The organism is Brytella acorum (assembly GCF_029309905.1).
GTDB classification, from domain to species: domain Bacteria; phylum Pseudomonadota; class Alphaproteobacteria; order Acetobacterales; family Acetobacteraceae; genus Brytella; species Brytella acorum.
In genome coordinates this window covers 123,563-141,517 of sequence record NZ_JARBJP010000004.1, presented here as the reverse complement: position 1 = coordinate 141,517, position 17,955 = coordinate 123,563, and the positions used below count along the sequence as shown (strand labels likewise).

Genomic DNA, 17,955 nt, shown 5'->3' with positions numbered 1-17,955 from the left:
TCAGGCTCCGATCGCGCTCATAAGGGATTGGAACATGGACTGCACCGCCGCGACGACCTTGGCATTAGCCGTATAGGCGTTTTGCAACGCGACCACTTTCGACATTTCGTCATCGACAGAAACCCCAACAGCACTCGACAAACTTGTCGCGAGACTTGTCTGGGTCGCCTGAGCCGTCGTCAGGTTTGAACTGACATTATCGGCAACAGCAGCTTGCGAGGCCGTCAGGGTCGTGGCGAGAGAAAGAATATCCTCCGTACCATCATACCCGGTTGACAGATCGCCGTTGATACCAAGCTGTGCACTTGGCGCAGATGTCGCGGAAGACGCAAAGGTTTTCGAAATGACAGCCTGCAACACGGACGTATCCGCGCTCGATCCGTTGACGAGCTTACTGGGATCACTCGTATACGCAGCACTGACCTGAAGATTCTGGGAAAATCCAACGATCCCGGACGGCGCATTTGCCGTTCCGTCTGCTGAAGGCAACGCTCCAACGCTATTTGTAAACAACGTCATACCCTGCGCATCGAAACGAGTGGCCAGGGAGTAGGAAAACGAGTCAAGCTGCGCCTGCATTGTAGGAAGGATTGTGTCGCGCAGCGCAACATTGCCGCCCAAAGTCCCGCCCTGAAGGAGGGATGTGACGTCCCGGTCCCCCAGCATGATTTTCGGGATAGCATTTGAACTGTCCGTACCAGGATAAGCCATCGCAGACGTAACCGTCGCTGACGACGTATCAAGAGGCCATGAAGACGAAATCGCGCCGTTTGTGCTGCCATCCACATCATGCGTGGGCAATACAAGACCGCTTCCTGTTTTCACGACCATATCGCCATTCGCGGTCGCCGTCGTCTTGATGGAAATCTGCGTCGACAGATCCGTCACGGCCGTATTACGCTGGTTTTCGAGCTCAGCCGTGCTCTGCCCCTGGGCTTTCAACCGCATGATCTGCGTCGATAGTGACCCAATCGTCGTCAGATCTGTATTGATGCTGCCCACGCTGGACACGATCGTGTCCTGGGCTGTCTGACGTTGAGTCTGGTATGTATCGGCCAATGTATGAACGGTAGAAACAAGCTCCGTCGCGTCGGTCACAGCCGTATTCTGACCCGCTGAGCTTGTCGGTGTACTCAGCAATGAAATCAGGGACGACTGCAGATTGCCCAGTTGATCTGAAAGCGTGCCGCTACTGCCCGAACTGGCGTCCGTCGATCCTTGTACGCTGGTCAGAGCGGAAAGAGCGCCTTTCTGCGCCGTCAGCAGCGCCGTCTGGGCATTCTGAGTGAGAACGGCGTTATTAAGCGCGTCGTTCGAAGCAAGCGTCGTCCCGGTCGCCTGAACACCTGTACCCTGTCCGTTGGTATTCAACGAGCGGACATTGGCGATCTCGGCAATATAGCCATTTGTTCCGGCATTCGCGATATTTTGGGACGCAACCCCGATCGCATATTCCGTTACCCGAAGTCCGGTTGTGGCAATGTTGAGAGAAGTATTCAAGCTCATGAGTGTCGACCCCTATCAGCGGATAACGTTACTGAATCATCGCGATAGTCGTCTGCATCAGCTGATCTGCTGTTGTAACGATCTTCGTATTGGCGCCATAAGCCTGCTGGGCAACAATTAATTTCGAGAGATCACTGGTCATATCCGTGGTGGAAGCTTCCACAGAGGACGTATCAAGCGTTCCAGCACCATTCTGCCCGACGGTATTGATCTGAGCGTTCCCGGACGCGGACGTCGCGGAATAAGCCTGTCCATCCTGCAAAGCGAGCCCATCTGGAGCGGCAAAGGTCGCCAGGGGAATTTTTGCGACCAGTTGCGACTGACCGTTATCAAATGTCGCCATGACTGATCCGTCGGAGCGCATGGACAGACCCTCAAAATTCCCGGTCGTCACACTGTCCGATGTCGTCGCCGGCGCTGTAGCGGTGCCGCTCGTCGTCGATGCGTCGAAACTCATACCGCCAGCGCTGCCGATCGTACCCAGATTAACCGTCAGCCCCTGAGACGTGAAACTTCCTTCCTGAGATGTGGTCGAGTTCCCGTTGACCGAAAGAAGACTGCCATCCGAACTGAATGCAACCGGAATCGAAAGCGTGGAATCCGTCGGACTCGTCACCGTCCAGTTATACTGGGCGCTTCCATCGGGCGCGGTTGTCGTGACGCTCGGCGTCCAGTCGAATTCAGCCTGACTTTTTTTCCCGGAACTATCGTACACGGCAGAAGTCGTGGAAACGGTTTTTCCATTATTGATCAACGTGCCGGACATGGTCAGTGTCGTGGACTGGGTGGGCACGAAGGAAACGTTCTTGATCTGAATGGGCTTCAGATCACCGCTGACTTTTCCGTTCGATACATTGTAGCCCTCAAGAAAATAACCTGAAGTATTTACGAGGTAGCCGGACTTATCGAAGGAGAAGTCACCGTTGCGCGTGTAAAGCTGTTCATTTCCCGGTACCGGATTCGAACTGGTCGACGTTCCAGCCTGTTGAAGAACATTAAAGTAGCCATTACCCGATACCGCAAGCGCCAGGTTGTTGGTCGAGGACGTAATCTCGCCCTGCGCAGCCGCGTTCTGGATCGTCAGCGCCCTCACGCTATCGTCACCGCCAATGTCCGACGTGAAATCCTGATCGGTCGTGACGAAGTTCTGGAAGGCCGTATTCGTGGCCTTGTACCCGACAGTTTGACTGTTGGCGATATTATTGCTGAGATTACTGAATGCCTTCGACTGGGCATTCAATCCACTGACCGCCGTGATGACCGAACCGAAAATCGACATCTTGATGCCCCTTTGACGCGCTGACGTGCTTTCAAGGGCACGCATGACAGGCGGCCCAGACGGGAAGGGTCGCATTCAAGCGTTAACAAAGCCCTTATCGGCTCCGAGTCATGATCGCGAAAAACGCATGAAAAGTGATCTTTGACGCGATCCATGCGTTTCAAGCGGCCAAAAGACCGTGCACAATGGTCGTCGATGCCCCAGACCGTCTCCCTTCCACACGAAGCTTCCGACAGGCTGAATGAAGCCGACTCGAGCCCGCCCCCTCCCAAGGTCGACAGGAGCGCAACGCGGCCCGCACGCTTCGTCACCGGCAACATCATGCGACACGTCGCCGTCATGGCCGGCACAGGCGCTATCGGAATGATGGCGGTTTTCGCCGTGGACCTGCTCAATTTCTATTACATTTCACACCTCCGAGACCCGGCGCTGACCGCGGCCATCGGTTTCGCAACGGCGATCAGCTACGTGCAGCTCTCCGTCTGCATCGGCATGATGATTGGCCTTGGCGCCGTCACCGGGCGTCTGATCGGGGCATGCCGTTCGATCCGCGCCCGGCACCTCGCATCCGGCTTTCTGGTGGTCATGCTCTTCTCCAGTGCCATTCTTGGTATCCTGACCGCCCTGCTTGCTCCCGAACTTCTCGAAGCCCTCGGTGCGACCGGCGAAGCCCAGAGTCAGGCCACGGGATTCCTGCACATCATCGCGCCGGCCCTGCCCCTGACCTGCTTCGGCATGGCGCAGTCCGCCCTTCTACGTGCCGTCGGAGACGCCCGGCGCGCGATGCAGGTCACGCTCATCGGCGCCATGATCTCGGCCATCATGGATCCGATCATGATCTTCGGACTGCACCTGGGTCTTACGGGCGCCGCCATCTCGACCATCATTTCGCGCAGCGCTGTCGTCGTCGCAGGCTTCCTGTGTGTGCGGGAGCACCGCATGATCGAATGGCCCAGACTCTGGGCCATAGCGCCTGCGACACGTCAGATCGGCAAAGTCGCATTACCCGCGATCGCGACCAACCTCGCCACTCCGCTCGGCACCGTCTTCGTTACCCATTTCATGTCGCGATTCGGCCTTGAAGCCATTTCCGGACAAGCGACGATCGATCGGATCGTGCCTGTCGCCTTCGCACTGGTTTTTGCGCTTACCGGCTCCGTCGGCCCCATCATGTCGCAAAATCTTGGTGCGGGTCAGGTGCATCGCGTCCGGGAAGCTCTGGTCTCGGCACTCAAGCTCACCGCGCTGTGTGTGGCGATCACGTGGTTCCTGCTTGCACTGTTCCATCAGGAAATCGTTCACATCTTTGGCCTCAGAGGCATCGGCGCGGACATCGTCACGCTGTTCTGTGAATGGCTCGTCGCAAGCTACTTCTTCGTTGGCCTGCTGTTCGTCGCCAATACAGCGTTCAACAACCTCGGACATGCGTTTTATTCGACCGGATTCAACTGGGGCCGAGCCACGCTGGGCACGATTCCGTTCGTGTGGATCGGCGCCCATTACGGGCCGATCGGTATCCTGTACGGACAGTCTCTCGGGGTGGTGATCTTCGGAACTGCCGCCGTCCTCGTCGCTTTCCGCGTTATTCGCGCTCTTTGACGACATCCCGCGTGAAGACATCACGGTAGAAGCGCAGTTCGCGCTCGAAACTGTCCATCAGCGTATCCTGACTCCGGAAGCCGTGGGCTTCCCCGGGATAGACATGAAGTTCGGCCCGCTTTCCGCGCGCGCGCAGCCGCTCGACCATACGCTCCGCCTGACCGAGCGGTACGACCCTGTCTTCCGAACCATGCAGGAACAGGACAGGCGCCTGTATCCCGTCCGCATGAGAAACAGGAGACCGCTCCAGATAAACGGCTTCATCTTCAGGATAGGGCCCGACTAGGCGATCCAGATAGCGACTCTCGAATTTATGGGTCTCCTCCGCAAGGGAGCGCAGATCGGTAACGCCATAAAGAGACGTGCCTGCCGCGAAAAGAGACGATCGGGCGAGACAGCCGAGAACCGTGAGCCCTCCCGCGCTGCTGCCCCGAATGACACATCTGGCCGGATCGGCAAGACCTTCTGCGAGAACATATCGCACCGCATCGAGGCAGTCGGATACGTCCAGAACACCCCATTCGCCATCCAGAGCCTGTCGGTATGCTCGGCCAAATCCGGTCGAGCCTCGATAATTGACGTCGATCACGGCAAAACCACGGGACGTCCACCACTGAACCTTAAATGAAAAAGCAGGGCTGGCCGCTGCCGTCGGCCCCCCATGCGCCATGACCACGAGAGGCGGTTTTTCACCCGCTCGCAGAATATGACGAGCACTGGCGGGCGCATAGAACAGAGCATGGGCCTGTGAACCGTCGGTCGTAGGGAAGGTGAGGGGCATCGGCGCGGCCACATCGTCTGGAAAGACGCCCTCCGGCCACGCGAACGCCTCTCCAAGCACGACAGGATCTTCCCCCGGCCGACCGCTGACCACTCTTGAGGCGCGATCCGGCGGAGCATCCAGCCAGGCAAATCTGTCGCCTATGACCACCGGACAGGAAGCGGGCGCCCCCAGTGTCATCTCCTGCCACGCTTCGCCGTTCAATCGCAGCACGACGGGCAGCCCGTTGCGCGTCCCCAGAGCCAGCAGCCCGCCATCCGGTAGAGGACGCAGCGTTTCCTGTCCGAAAACCCATGGCGGGAAACCCACCTCGGCTTCCGGATCGGGAAGAGGAGATGCCATACGGCCCGCGCTACCCTCATCAGCCAGATCAAAACGATACGGCCGCCATCCACCAACGGCGTCCGAATTGGCCAGAAGCACCCGCGCAGACTGCCAGACAGGCTCGATCACGCTACAGCGCGCCTCACCACCAGCCATGATCCTGACGTCCGCCACGACTGGACCCGATCCGTCTCGAAGGATCGACGCGACCTTCAGCGTCGTCGCATCCCAGGGCATGTCCGGATGATGCCACTCATACCAGGCGAGAAAAGCCCCATCGGGCGCGGGCCGGGGTGACGCATAAAAATCGGCGCTGGATACGATCCGATGCTCTGTCCCGTCCGGTCCAAACCATACAAGGGACGCCTGCGGCTCCGCACCCTCGACCCCGAGATCTTCGCACACGGCGAAAAGACCTTCTCCACCGGGATCGAAAGCAAAATCCGCATAACGACGGCCCGACAGGCCGCCCAGTCTGCGCCAGGCACCCTTCCTGTCCCGGAGCCAGACGCCGGCCTCTTTTCGATCACTGAGGACGATACGACCGTCCGGCGCGACGGCGTAGCTCCCTCCGCCATATTCATGAACGCGGGATCCGACATCGCTGTCCGGCGGTGAGATATCCACGCGCCGAGCGCCGCCCTCAAGGTCCACCCCGACCAGAACAGTCCTTCCGCCTGACAGGGGACGTCCTTCCAGCCAGTAGAGCCAGCCTCCCGCCGCACGCAGTTCGGAAAGCCGCACGCTCTGGCCCGCCACAAGATCGGGCGTCACCCAGGAGGACCAGAAACCGGCGGGAACAGAGGATGAGACAGATGAAGAGGCCATACCGATAGAATAGAGATCCTGTACCGATCTGGCGAGCGGACTTGACTTCACAAGCGGAGCCACGGCTTGTGACGCGGCAAATATCTTCCGAAAGGGCGCAGCTCTGCTTCATTTTCTGGAACACCTGCTCGTCCAGTATGGGTATGGCGTCATCGGTCTCGTGGTCATGTTTGAATCCATGGGCCTGCCACTCCCGGCCGAAAGCATCATCATCGGTGCTTCACTTTACGCAGCCGCCACCCATCATCTCGAGATCCGATGGATCGTCCTGGCCGCCGTCTCGGGCGCGATCATGGGCGATAATTTCGGCTTCCTCATCGGGCGGGCGCTGGGCTACCGCCTGCTGCGGCGTTACGGCAAAAAGATCGGCCTGACAGACGAGCGCCTGATGCTGGGCCGCTACCTCTTCAAGCGTCACGGCGGCCTGATCGTCTTTCTGGGCCGGTTCGTAGCCATCCTTCGGGTTTTCGTCGCCTTGCTGGCCGGAGCGAACCGAATGCCGTGGCGGTCGTTCCTATGGCATAACGCGCTGGGCGGCCTGTGCTGGGCGGGCGGCTACGCGATCGCCACCTATTATCTGGGAAAGGGATTTCTCAAACTCTCGGGCCCCGTCGCCATCGTCGCTGGTGTCGTGGTCGTCATCTCCGCCGTGTTTATGATGATTTTCCTCAAACGCAACGAAAAACGCCTCACGGACGAAGCTCTGGCCGATGCGCGTCAGGAGGAGAGCAAAGCCAAACCCCAGGGATAGGAACACCCCATGATCTCCTCCACGCCCGCCGTTTCGACGCAACCCACCCAAAGAACCGCCGTCGTTACGGGAGCCACTGGTGGCCTGGGCCTGGAACTCGCCCATCAATTCGCAAGGCAGGGCATCCGGACAATTCTTGCGGGGCGCAACCCGCAGAAAGGCGAGGCCGCGCTGGCCAGAATCAGAGCCGCCGTCCCGGATGCCGATATCCGCTTTCTGAAGCTGGACCTGACGTCCCTGACCGATATCCGCGACGGTGCCGACCAGCTCAAAGACAGTCTCCCCGCCCTCGATATTCTCGTGAACAACGCCGGGGTCATGGGACCATCGCAACGACTGGCGACACAGGACGGCTTCGAGCTTCAGTTCGGCACGAACCACCTGGGTCACTTTGCGCTAACGGCTCAGCTTCTCCCCATCCTGACGCGCGGGAGCGGTATCGTGGTCACGGTGGCGTCTCTGGCCGCGTGGAAGGGGGATCTGCCCTTTCAGGACCTCAATGCGCGAAAGCACTACAGCCCGTTCGGCCGTTACCGCCAGAGCAAGCTCGCCAATCTGAATTTTGCCATCGAACTCGATCGTCGCGCCCGCCTGCATGGCGATAAAATCCATTCGCGCGCCGCCCATCCCGGCTGGTCGAGCAGCGACATCATCGCCAACAGCGCAGCACTGGGCCGAAACAACAGCCTGATCCAGCGTGTGCTCCGACAGGCACAGGAGCGGATCGGGAGCGCCGTATTCCATGCCATGGGACAAGACGTCTCACAGGGTGCTTTGCCACTTCTCCACGCCGCGCTCTCGCCGGATGCGCTCGATGGTGGTTATTATGGTCCACAGGGCAGGGGAGAACGGCGCGGACCGCCAGGAGCCGCTCTCATCCCCCCGAAAGCCGCCGATCCGGAACTGGCCCGCAAGCTCTGGCAGGTTTCGGAAGAACTGACTGGCACGATTTTCGACTGGGAGAAGGCATCATGAGCATAACCTTGTCGGCCTATCTCGAGACGCTCGACGAGGACATTCCTCCAACAGAGCTGTCTCCGGCCCTTCTGGCCCTCTGGTGGGCCGGTAAGAAAGACTGGAAAGAAGCCCATCGCCTCACTCAGGCGCACGAGGGAGAAGCAGACAGCGACTGGGTCCATGCGTGGCTTCACCGGCAGGAAGACGATATCCCCAATGCGCGCTACTGGTATCGCCGTGCGCATCGCACCATGCAGCATGGTGATCTGCAGACAGAATGGCGCGCCATCGTCACATCCCTCCTGGCAGGGTCGGGCTATTGACATCCAGCCATGGCTTCCCGTCCGTGTCTTCGAAATTTCTCCAGATCAATGAGGTCCCGATGATCCGATTTTTCGCCTTTTCACCGCGCCGTTTCATGACCGCCAGTCTGCTTGGCGCGATTTTGTGTTCGGGGACGGCTTTCGCACAGACCGGCGCATCCATCACCGTTCCCGCGCTTCCGCCCGTCGCAACGGTTTCGACCCCCGGCGCTCTGGGGCCGTTCGGTGTTCCCCTCATCGATCATGCCGATGCGGGCAATGTCGCCGGTCTTCTCGCCAAGTGCATCAGCGCCGACTACTACGATGGAACAGCGATCCGTGTGGCGGCTCGGACGCTCGCCGCGCGCGCCGATGTGCAAAACGACCCGTGGTATGCCTTCGGCGGCACCGGCCTGCTTCAGACGGGCTCCGCCGCCTTCGACATCAATTCACTTGATCACGATCATCGGGGCGAAGTGTGCGCACAGCTCAAGGATCGTGCCTACAGCCTGATCTCGCAGTAGTCCGAAGCCTTCTTCACCGCCGTTCCAGCGGAAGAAGAAGGCTCATCCCCCCCACGGTCTGATGATGATCATGATCACGATCAGCGCCATGAGCAGCGTGGGGACCTCGTTGGCGATCCTGTAATAGCGTTCGGGATGAGGCCGGCGATCTTCCTCGAAGTCACGCCGCCAGCGCGCGCACGCCCCATGAAATGCGAACAGCCCGGCCACACCGGCGAGCTTGAGCCACCACCAGGGCGCGGACCAGTCGATCACACCGGGAATGGCTGCCATGATGGCGCCGAAAACGAGCGTCGCAATCGCCGCGGGCGTCATGATCTGACGTAGCAGGCGGCGTTCCATGCCTTTGAACCGCTCGCTCTCCGCCGAGCCGACCATCGTCTGGCAATGATAGACGTAAAGCCGGGGCAGATAGAACGTGCCCGCCATCCAGGCGACGAACGCCATGACATGGAAGGCAAGCAACCAGCGAAGCCAGGGCAGAAAAACGATCATGCGTTCGACGACCTCCGTGTCCCGACGAGCAGCGGTAAGACCTCATCCAGATGACGGACCCGGATCAGGCCGGGCCATTGTCGCGGCGGCATCGGCCCGCTTTCACGCAGGAGAATGCAGGCCATTCCCGCATCATGCGCGGCCTGAACGCCGGGATCGGAATCCTCGATCACCACGCAGTCTTCCGGCTTCACGCCCTCCTGTGCGGCGGCATGCAGATAGACATGAGGATCGGGCTTCGGACGCCCCAGCTCCCTGGCGGAATGGACGCGCTCGCGAGGGATATACCGATCAAACCCGACACGCCCGAATTTCGCATCCATTTCCACGATCGACGAGTTGGAGCCCACACGAAAGGGCAGCCCCGCCTCGGCCAGAGACGCCAGAACCCGCCCCGCGCCTTCGATCGGCTCCGCCTGCTCGCCCATAAGCGTCACAAAGCGCGCCTGCATCCGCGCGACCCAGTCGCTTCCCAGCGACAGGCCCCCACGAGCCTCCAGTTGCTTCTGGACGTCGCCAAGGGCCATGCCGGGAAACATCGAGAGAGCTTCGTCATCCGAAATCGCAATCCCGGCCTGACGGACCTGGGCTGCGATCTCGCGGATGCACGGTCCCTCACTGTCAATCAGAACGCCGTCACAGTCGAAAATGACCAGCTTCGGGCGACATCCCGGGTCGAGAGCGTCTGTCATGTCAGAGTGCGCACAGCCTTGACAAGAGCGGCCACGTGTTCGGGCGGCGTCTCCTGCATCACGCCATGCCCCAGATTGAAGATGTGGGGCCGTCCTCGCATGCTGTCACGAATGGCGCGGGCTTCCGAGACAAGTGTTTCACCGCCCGCGAGAAGAATGACCGGGTCGAGATTGCCCTGTAGCGGCAAAGTCGAAGCCGTGCTGGCGGCCACGACCGCAAGATCCGCGCCCGTGTCGCAGGCCAGGGCATCGCAGCCCGTCCGGCTTGCATATTCCGCCGTCATCACGCCCGCGAGACGGGGGAAGCCGATGATCTTCGCATGAGGCCGCGCCGCGTGGATATGATCCACGATCCGGCGGGTCGGCTTGATCACCCAGCGGCGGAACTGTGACGGCGGCAGGAGACCCGCCCAGCTGTCGAACAGCACGACGGCTTCGGCGCCGGCATCGATCTGCCCCACGAGCATCGTTGCGGTCTGTTCGGTCAACAGATCGATCAGGCGCTCGAAAAGGGCCGTTTCCGTCAAAGCCATGGTGCGTGTCGCGGCGAAGTCCCGCGAACCGCCGCCCTCGACCATGTAACAGGCCACGGTAAACGGGCTTCCCGCAAAACCGAGCAGAGTCGTGTGAGACGGCAATTCCGTGGTCAGACGCCGCAGCGTTTCACGCACCGGCGCCGTCACCTCTTCGACGCGGCTCCGATCGAGCCGGTCCAGATCCGCACGGGTGCGGATCGGATCGAGAACAGGCCCGCGTCCTTCAATGAATTCGAGTTTCTGACCGAGCGCCCAGGGGAGGATCAGAATGTCCGAAAACAGGATGGCCCCATCCATGCCGTAGCGTCGAATGGGCTGCAACGTCAGTTCCGTCGCGATATCGGGCGTCATGCAGCGCGTCAGGAAATCCGCCTGAGCCCGCATGGCCCGAAATTCGGGAAGATAGCGACCGGCCTGTCGCATCAGCCAGATCGGAGGTGGCCATACGGCTTCGCCATGAAGGACACGCAGCAGCGGTTTGGCGGCGACATTGCGAGCCACCGGGAAAGAAGGATCACGAACCATGGCTGCTCACTAACCACGAAAGATAAAATAAAGAAATCCTGTCGGATTGGTTGATGCCTGTGGAAGATGGGGTACCCGTCTTTCCGAAAACGTACCCCGACTTTCCCACACTGTGTACAACCTTCGACTCGCCGTTTTCCGCCGCTTGTGGAGTCTTATCCCGAAAACTCCCCAGACGACCTGTGTACAACCCACCGTACCGCCCGCCGGAAGTACCATCCCCGGTACTAGACAGGCTCGTGGCCTAAGGTCTGTACTGTCCCCATGTACCCCAGTACTGACGGTACTCGTCGACAGGTTTTACGGTCAGGTCAAAAGGAGGGACTCGGTTTGGACAGAAGGGAAACAACCGTCGGAGTTGGGCGGGAACGGATGTCGAAGCTGGTGCTGGCGAGCGGATCGGCAATCCGCAGACGTCTTCTGGAAGAAGCCGGGCTTGCCATTGACGCTCTCCCTGTACCCCTGGACGAAGATGCGTTGCGAGAAACCCTGGACACGCAGGGAATGAATGCGCGCGGCCTTGCTCTGGAACTGGCGCGGGCAAAGGCGCGTCTGCTTTTCGACCTCCGTTCCATGCCCGATGGCGCTTATGTCCTGGCGGCCGATCAGATTCTGGAACTCGACGGGCAGATTTTTGCCAAACCCGCCAATATCGAGCAGGCCCGGCACCATCTGACGATCCTCCGCGGACGGACCCATGCTCTCCATACGGCCGTCACTCTATATAGGGACGGCGCGGAACTCTGGTCGCATGTCGAAACGCCACGCGTGAGTGTCAGACGCTTCTCGGATGCGTTCCTGGAGCGCTATCTGGAAGAGGAAGGCGAGGCGATCCTCTCCTGCGTCGGCTGCTATCGCGTGGAAGGACGGGGTATCCAGCTCATGGATGCCATTGACGGCGCTTTTGATGCTGTCCTCGGTCTGCCCCGCATCGCTGTGCTCGAGGCTCTGAGGCAATACGGTGTTCTGGAAAGCTGAAATGACATTTGAAAATAGTGCGCTTTGTCGCTTGCCATGAAGAAATAGCCTCGCTATACCGCGCGCACCGGTTTCTCCCCAAGGAAACCGGTCTGATCTGGCGGGGCCATAGCTCAGTTGGGAGAGCGCTTGAATGGCATTCAAGAGGTCGTCGGTTCGATTCCGATTGGCTCCACCACTTCCACTAAAAAAATCGCAGAAAACAGCTATTTTTTAAATGGCGTAGTTTTGTACCCACGATGAAACCCATGATAGCGCATGGGCTTTCTGGGCACGTTCTGGGATACCCAGAGACATGCTTTCCGTTTCGAAGCCTGTTGGTTGGCCAATATCGTCTACAACATGCGCCGCTTTCTCCTCCTGCAGTGGATTGACGCCGCCGCGTAGACATCCTGAGCATGAAACCCTCTCTCTCCTCAAAACGCAGAGCGAAAATCAGGTCCAGGAACCAGCAATCAACACGCCAAAAACCTGAAATCAGGCAAAAGGGGAACCAATCAACGGTTCTTCGATCCCTCCATGTTGTATTGCCGTCGCAGAATATTTGGCCGATTATGATAGTGCCGCAACCGGGGATTCGAGTGATGAGATTTCTGTGGTCGAGCACTCTCCTTGTCGTTCTCACCGCACCCATGGCTGCGCATGCTCAGGTCAGATGGGTGTCCCCTGATTCCGATGCCGTGTTTCACGGTTGGAGGGGTCAGGTTCAGGAACTCGTCCTCAGGCGCGGAAAGGGTGGAAAGCAGTCCGTGTGTCTCGTCGGCCAGGCGGACCGCCAGAGTGCTGTGACGCAAGGCATTGTCATCTGGCCCGCTCAGAAGCAGGTGATCACGTGGCATCCCAGCACGGTTGACGATCCGAAGTCTCTGGCCGATGAAACTAACGTGATCGATACCGCCAAGGATGTCGTGGCATCGGACGCGGAGGTTGGAACAAGCACCTACCTCGTGACGCGCAAATGGCTCACCGATACCGAGAGAGCCTGTCGCCGATATGGCGTGACGGTGAAGGTCGAGGGACCGGAAGGCAGGAAGTAATGGCCACAGCGAGCGATCCACTTCCCCCCGAGAACACGGATGCGGGTGCACTTGTACGGTTGCTGCTTCTGGAAACGATCGGTCCGTTGGAAAGCAGCTACAATCGCGATGAGTCGCTGAAGGCGATGCGCCTCATGCGTCAGGTCGTGGAGAACCGTTTGCGTACACCAGCCCGTTACATGGCAGCCGGTGCAACCAGCGAGCAGGACATCGTCCGGCTGGGCAATCAGTTCGCAGGCTTCAGGGACTATCCGACACTTCCGGGGCTCTTGGCTGGCAAGCTTGCAAAGCTGGTGTCAGAGTCGGCCAGGTATCCAGCCGTCGCGACCTTCATCAGGGACGCAATAGAGGTGGTGTCCGCACCCACCAGCGGAGCTGCTTCCACCACTGTCGCCGCCTGGCGCACGACCGGGCGTGGAGCGCCGGGCAGAAACTTTCGACTAATCGGCAATTATCAGGGTAACTCGTTCTATGAGGTCGTGCCGGTCCCGCCGCTAAAGACAACACATCGGAAAGCGACCGGGCATTTCCGCCCGCATAAAGCGCACTGATGAACGGGTCAGATGCTGGAGCGCTCGCTACCGAAAATCCCGCGCCCTGACAGTCATCCCCTTCTCATCCTCCGCATGCCAGCCTTCCGACGCCGCTCGGGTCTGAAGACCCGGCTTTGTTGCAGACAGCCCAGGCAACGCCAATGCAGCCAGTTCAGCCACCGAATACCAGGATGCCGCGCCGAGACGGTTAGAGACGGTATAAGAATTAAGAATATAGAAAACAGTGCATTAAAAGGATGCTGAGGGACGACCGGAGACATAAGTTAGGTGGAGATTGGCTCCGCCAACTCTCCTCGGAAATCGTGAAAATCCTTGAAGAGCGCAGGTTTTGGCGCGACTCTTCTGTATATCCGTAAGTTTTCCTGTCGTCGTAAAGGTGCGTGTTCTCGCGAGGTGCGTTAACCTGATCGTGGCAGCGGGTGCATTCTGAAGCTGGACAGGCGCTGCCCTCGACGCTTCTCAGAAGGGATAAAACGATGCGTAATTCGAACGGTTTTGCTGTCTGCCTCACGGTGGCGGTTCTTACGGTTTCCGGTCTCACGGTCTCCGGCGCACAGGCGCAATCATTGCCCGGGGTCGATAGCGCGGGCAGTGCGATGAGTGGCATGACGGGTGGCATGGGAAATATGGCCAGTGGCGCGATGGGGAGCATGTTGCCGAACGTTTCCTCAGCCAGCATGGGTAATGTCGCCGGGGTTTTGAGCTACTGCGTCCAGAACAACTATCTGAATGGCAGCGGCGCGACGTCCGCTCTCGGCAGCCTGACCGGCAAGCAGGATGTCACGTCCTCAAGTGATTATACGGCCGGCCAGCAAGGCCAACTTCTTACAGGTGGAGACAATCCTTTTTCCCTCTCGAGCCTGACGAGCGGCATCAAGAAAAAGGTTTGCAACATGGTCCTGGATCGCGCCAAAAATCTGATCTGATCTTTTGACGGAGGTCGGTCTCATCCCGATGGCGCGTATCGTGTTGCCTTCGAGACGGGATCGGCGCCATTGGAAATATTTCCATGAAGAAGGCTTTATCATTGCTGATGGCGTTCGCCGTGACCTTGTCTGTAACGTCAGGTAGCGCTCACGATACACGCCCCTGTGCGTCTTCTTCCTGCAAGACAGCCCGGAAGAGTTGGAACACCGTAAAGAACGGTACGGAAAACGCGGTTCATGTCACGGGCGAATGGGGCCATAAAACCGGAAACACGGTTGGTCGCTGGGGCGCGGATACTGGTCGGAACATTGGCAAGTGGGGGAAGAAGACCGGTCAAAAAATCGGCGCCTGGGGATCGGACGCGGCGAAAGACACCAGAATTTTTCTCACTGGACATTGAGCGTTCAGGCTCTGTCCACGTGGTTCGTCAGTGATCGAACCACTCTCGCTTTTTCATTGATACGCTGAATGCCGTAGACACCGCTTTTCATGAAAAGATAAGCGAGAACGAGAAGTCACGGACATCTGGAATGGCAAAAAAAGTGCATTTCGAAGCTGTTTTGGCGCAAACCACCATTATGGAAGCGAAAAAAGGATAATCGGGCCGTCAAGGTAATTTGGCATGAATTTTGCTCTTAAAAAATCAGAATGAATTGTTCTGAAAGGACAAGTCCGTGACGCGTTATCATTATGGATATCAGTCTGACTACGATGCCTTCTCTCGGCGGCGTTTTTACCCTGTGGAAAGCCGAACCGGCGGTCGCTTCTGGGCCATGACGGTTTACGTGCTCTACGTTCTGGCGTTCTTCACAGCCATCACGGCCCCGATTGGCGTGGTCCTCGCCTATATCACCGCTATCGTCACGGGCCTCTGATGCGCGAGACATTCGACTGGCAGATCAAGATCTTCTGGGTCGGGGTTCTGGTGACCATCGCAGTCGCGGTCGCGCATACATTCGTGGCTGGCATCGCAGCCATAACTTTCGGCGCGGGCAGCGTTCTTCTCGTCGTGCCCTGGGCCATGATCGCGGCATGGTGGGTCTGGACGATCTGGGCGATCATACGTGGCGTGGCGGCCGTTTCCTGATATCCCGCACGGTCCGACGAAGGAGTCAGACCGGGTGGGTGCCGTCCTGCGCGAGAGCCACGCCCGCGAGATAGAGGCTGCCGCATAGAACCACGCGGGCAGCGGGTCCGCCCTGCGCGCGCAGTCTCGTCAGGGCCGCGAGGATCGTGGGCCCCGCGACAGCCCGGCCGCCCGAAGCCTGGATGATTTCGTCCACGTTGAGCGCCAGATGCTGTCCCGGCTCGCTGACTGCTTGAGTCGTCTCGGCCAGCGATAGAAGTGGGTTTATGAAACCACGAGCGTCCTTGCTCTGCTTCATGCCGACGATCAGATGAAGCGGTCTGTCTTTCCATTGAGAGAGCGTCGCCGCCAACGCAATCCCGGCGCCCGGGTTATGGCCACCGTCGAGCCAGAGTTCCCAGTCCGGCGGAAGTTGACGGCTGAGATTTCCGGTCAGGCGTTGGAGACGCGCGGGCCAGCTTGTCCGGGCAATGCCCGCCCACGCCGTTTCCGAGAGGGGCAGGCCACTCGCCCGTAGCCCGGCGACGGCCAGAGTCGCGTTCTCGACCTGATGGACCCCCAGCAGGCCGGGTCTGGGGAGATCGAGAGGGCCGAGAGGATCGCGATAACGCAATCCTTCCGCAGAATCCTGAACCCCGACCTCGTGGCCGAGGCGCCAGAGGGGCGCCTGAAGCCCGCGCGCCTGTTTTTCCACGACCGCCAGAACTTCTGGCGGTTGCGACGCGCAGATCACGGGAATGCCCTGCTTGATGATGCCCGCCTTCTCGTACGCGATGGCTTCCAGCGTATCGCCCAGGAAGGCTTCATGATCGCGGCTGATGGGCGTGATGATACATGCCGCCGGGTGAGGGATGACGTTCGTGGCGTCGAGACGCCCACCCAGACCCACCTCGATGATGGCGAGATCGGCCGGTGTCCGGGCGAAGAGCAGAAAGCCCGCCGCCGTCAGAACCTCGAAAACCGTAATGGGCGCGCCGTCATTGACCCGTTCGATTTCTTCGAGAACGTCGATGAGCGCATCTTCGGAGACCAGTGTACCCGCCACACGAAAGCGCTCGACGACGCTGACGAGATGGGGGCTCGTCATCACATGGGCGCGCCAGCCAGCCGCTTCGGCGATGGCGCGGAGATTGGCGCAGGTGCTGCCCTTGCCGTTCGTCCCGGCCACATGGATGACGGGCGGTAGCTGCCGTTCAGGATGCCCAAGCCGGGCAAGGAGGGCTCGCAGCCGATCGAGCGAGAGGTCGATCAGCTTGGGATAAAGCGCCTGAAGGCGGGCCAGAATCTCTCCCGCCCGACCCTGATATTCGTCGCTCAGTCTGACTGGGGCTCCCGTTACGGTCACGCGTCCGGGGCCTTCAGGCCGCTTCGGTGCCGGGTGTCGGAATGGACGACATCGCGCGTCCAGCCGTCAGAAGCCCGATGACGAGCGCCAGTTCCCGAGGCAGGTCGCCGCGCTTGACGACGCGGTCGATCATGCCGTGTTCCAGCAGATATTCGGCGCGCTGGAAGCCTTCCGGCAGTTTCTCGCGCACCGTATCCTGGATGACGCGCGGGCCTGCGAACGCGATCAGCGCCTGTGGTTCCGCGATCTGGATGTCGCCCAGCATGGCGAAAGAAGCCGAAACACCGCCCGTCGTCGGGTTCGTCAGAACGACGATATAGGGAATTTGGGCATCGTTGAGCATTTCCACGCCGATGGTCGTGCGCGGCATCTGCATCAGCGACAGCATGCCTTCCTGCATGCGTGCGCCGCCCGAAGACGTGAAAACGATCAGCGGGGCTTTTTGCAGGATCGCCAGACGGCAGGCCGCGATGAACGCTTCGCCGAGGGCAGTCCCCATCGAGCCCGCCATGAACTCGAAGGCCATAACGGCGACGACAGCCGCGTGACCACCGATTTCGCCGTGAGCCACCACCATCGACTCATCGAGATGGGACCGATTGCGCTGGTCCTTGAGGCGATCCGAGTATTTCTTGCTATCCCGGAAATTCAGCGGATCGGTTGGGACCTTTGGCAGTTCGATGCGTGTGAACTCGCCATTGTCGAACGTCCATGCCAGACGTTCCATAGCCGTCGGCCGCATATGATACCCGCAATGCGGGCAGACTTTGTGGGCACGTTCCAGATCGCGGACGAGAATCATCTGGGAACAGGATTCGCAACTGGTCCACAGGTTGTCGGGAACTTCACGCTTCAGGAAACCCCGGATCTTGGGGCGGACATATTCGGTCAGCCAGCTCATGACATCATTCTCCGTCGCGAAGGGAAG

At 59.6% G+C, this 17,955-nt stretch carries 19 protein-coding genes and 1 tRNA gene; 12 read left to right on the top strand and 8 right to left on the bottom strand.

Going from position 1 to position 17,955, the window contains the following annotated elements; genetic code table 11:
- Entirely contained in the window at window positions 1-1,506 is a 1,506-nt protein-coding gene (gene flgK, locus PWM43_RS08980; protein ID WP_289842152.1) for a flagellar hook-associated protein FlgK, read from the bottom strand.
- Window positions 1,507-1,534: 28 nt separating this feature from the next.
- Window positions 1,535-2,830: a flagellar hook protein FlgE gene (gene flgE / locus PWM43_RS08975; RefSeq protein ID WP_289842151.1), complete on the bottom strand. Its 1,296-nt coding sequence runs from the start codon at window positions 2,828-2,830 to the stop codon at window positions 1,535-1,537.
- A gap of 276 nt (window positions 2,831-3,106) precedes the next feature.
- Between flgE and PWM43_RS08970 the strand changes: the two genes are divergently transcribed.
- Window positions 3,107-4,384, top strand: coding sequence for an MATE family efflux transporter (locus PWM43_RS08970; RefSeq protein ID WP_289842277.1), 1,278 nt, complete (start codon window positions 3,107-3,109; stop codon window positions 4,382-4,384).
- On the opposite strand, the gene PWM43_RS08965 is transcribed toward PWM43_RS08970, so the two are convergent.
- Complete coding sequence (locus tag PWM43_RS08965) at window positions 4,368-6,317, bottom strand: alpha/beta hydrolase family protein (protein WP_289842150.1); 1,950 nt, start codon at window positions 6,315-6,317, stop codon at window positions 4,368-4,370. The genes PWM43_RS08970 and PWM43_RS08965 overlap by 17 nt on opposite strands.
- 166 nt (window positions 6,318-6,483) lie before the next feature.
- On the opposite strand from PWM43_RS08965, the gene PWM43_RS08960 reads away from it, so the two are divergent.
- Genes PWM43_RS08960 through PWM43_RS08945 form a run of 4 tightly spaced genes read left to right on the top strand, consistent with a single transcriptional unit; the run spans window position 6,484 to window position 8,851 of the window.
- Window positions 6,484-7,068, top strand: coding sequence for a DedA family protein (locus tag PWM43_RS08960; RefSeq protein ID WP_289842149.1), 585 nt, complete (start codon window positions 6,484-6,486; stop codon window positions 7,066-7,068).
- 9 nt (window positions 7,069-7,077) lie between these two features.
- Window positions 7,078-8,043: an SDR family oxidoreductase gene (locus PWM43_RS08955; protein ID WP_289842148.1), complete on the top strand. Its 966-nt coding sequence runs from the start codon at window positions 7,078-7,080 to the stop codon at window positions 8,041-8,043.
- On the top strand, window positions 8,040-8,348 hold the full coding sequence (locus PWM43_RS08950; RefSeq protein WP_289842147.1) for a hypothetical protein: 309 nt from the start codon (window positions 8,040-8,042) through the stop codon (window positions 8,346-8,348). The genes PWM43_RS08955 and PWM43_RS08950 overlap by 4 nt, the downstream gene beginning before the upstream one ends.
- Before the next feature lie 59 nt (window positions 8,349-8,407).
- Window positions 8,408-8,851: a DUF2501 domain-containing protein gene (locus tag PWM43_RS08945; RefSeq protein WP_289842146.1), complete on the top strand. Its 444-nt coding sequence runs from the start codon at window positions 8,408-8,410 to the stop codon at window positions 8,849-8,851.
- A 42-nt stretch (window positions 8,852-8,893) separates the two neighbouring features.
- Here PWM43_RS08945 and hemJ read toward each other — a convergent pair whose 3' ends face one another.
- Genes hemJ through hemE form a run of 3 tightly spaced genes read right to left on the bottom strand, consistent with a single transcriptional unit; the run spans window position 8,894 to window position 11,099 of the window.
- On the bottom strand, window positions 8,894-9,346 hold the full coding sequence (gene hemJ, locus PWM43_RS08940; RefSeq protein ID WP_289842145.1) for a protoporphyrinogen oxidase HemJ: 453 nt from the start codon (window positions 9,344-9,346) through the stop codon (window positions 8,894-8,896).
- Window positions 9,343-10,038 (bottom strand): HAD family hydrolase, encoded by a 696-nt coding sequence (locus tag PWM43_RS08935; RefSeq protein WP_289842144.1) that lies wholly within the window; start codon window positions 10,036-10,038, stop codon window positions 9,343-9,345. The genes hemJ and PWM43_RS08935 overlap by 4 nt, the downstream gene beginning before the upstream one ends.
- Window positions 10,035-11,099, bottom strand: a complete 1,065-nt coding sequence (gene hemE, locus PWM43_RS08930; protein WP_289842143.1) for a uroporphyrinogen decarboxylase — start codon at window positions 11,097-11,099, stop codon at window positions 10,035-10,037. Before hemE ends, PWM43_RS08935 begins: the two co-directional genes overlap by 4 nt.
- 372 nt (window positions 11,100-11,471) lie before the next feature.
- Between hemE and PWM43_RS08925 the strand changes: the two genes are divergently transcribed.
- The 7 genes from PWM43_RS08925 (at window position 11,472) to PWM43_RS08895 (ending at window position 15,682) form a co-directional block, all read left to right on the top strand.
- Complete coding sequence (locus tag PWM43_RS08925) at window positions 11,472-12,077, top strand: Maf family protein (protein ID WP_289842142.1); 606 nt, start codon at window positions 11,472-11,474, stop codon at window positions 12,075-12,077.
- A gap of 102 nt (window positions 12,078-12,179) precedes the next feature.
- Window positions 12,180-12,255 (top strand) — tRNA-Ala (locus PWM43_RS08920).
- Window positions 12,256-12,736: 481 nt separating this feature from the next.
- A complete protein-coding gene (locus PWM43_RS08915) occupies window positions 12,737-13,114 on the top strand; it encodes a hypothetical protein (protein ID WP_289842141.1) in 378 nt (125 codons plus the stop codon).
- Entirely contained in the window at window positions 13,114-13,665 is a 552-nt protein-coding gene (locus PWM43_RS08910) for a hypothetical protein (RefSeq protein WP_289842140.1), read from the top strand. The genes PWM43_RS08915 and PWM43_RS08910 overlap by 1 nt, the downstream gene beginning before the upstream one ends.
- Window positions 13,666-14,144: 479 nt before the next feature.
- A complete protein-coding gene (locus tag PWM43_RS08905) occupies window positions 14,145-14,594 on the top strand; it encodes a DUF2501 domain-containing protein (protein ID WP_289842139.1) in 450 nt (149 codons plus the stop codon).
- 675 nt (window positions 14,595-15,269) lie between these two features.
- Window positions 15,270-15,470 carry a hypothetical protein gene (locus PWM43_RS08900; RefSeq protein WP_289842138.1) on the top strand — a complete coding sequence of 67 codons (201 nt, stop codon included), beginning with the start codon at window positions 15,270-15,272 and terminating at the stop codon, window positions 15,468-15,470.
- The gene (locus tag PWM43_RS08895; protein ID WP_289842137.1) at window positions 15,470-15,682 is read left to right on the top strand and encodes a hypothetical protein; all 213 of its coding nucleotides are present in this window, start codon (window positions 15,470-15,472) and stop codon (window positions 15,680-15,682) included. The genes PWM43_RS08900 and PWM43_RS08895 overlap by 1 nt, the downstream gene beginning before the upstream one ends.
- Before the next feature lie 25 nt (window positions 15,683-15,707).
- On the opposite strand, the gene PWM43_RS08890 is transcribed toward PWM43_RS08895, so the two are convergent.
- Together PWM43_RS08890 and accD are read right to left on the bottom strand one after the other, a co-directional pair.
- Entirely contained in the window at window positions 15,708-17,027 is a 1,320-nt protein-coding gene (locus PWM43_RS08890) for a bifunctional folylpolyglutamate synthase/dihydrofolate synthase (protein ID WP_289842136.1), read from the bottom strand.
- Window positions 17,028-17,040: 13 nt separating this feature from the next.
- Complete coding sequence (gene accD / locus PWM43_RS08885; protein ID WP_289842135.1) at window positions 17,041-17,928, bottom strand: acetyl-CoA carboxylase, carboxyltransferase subunit beta; 888 nt, start codon at window positions 17,926-17,928, stop codon at window positions 17,041-17,043.
- Window positions 17,929-17,955: the final 27 nt, after the last annotated feature.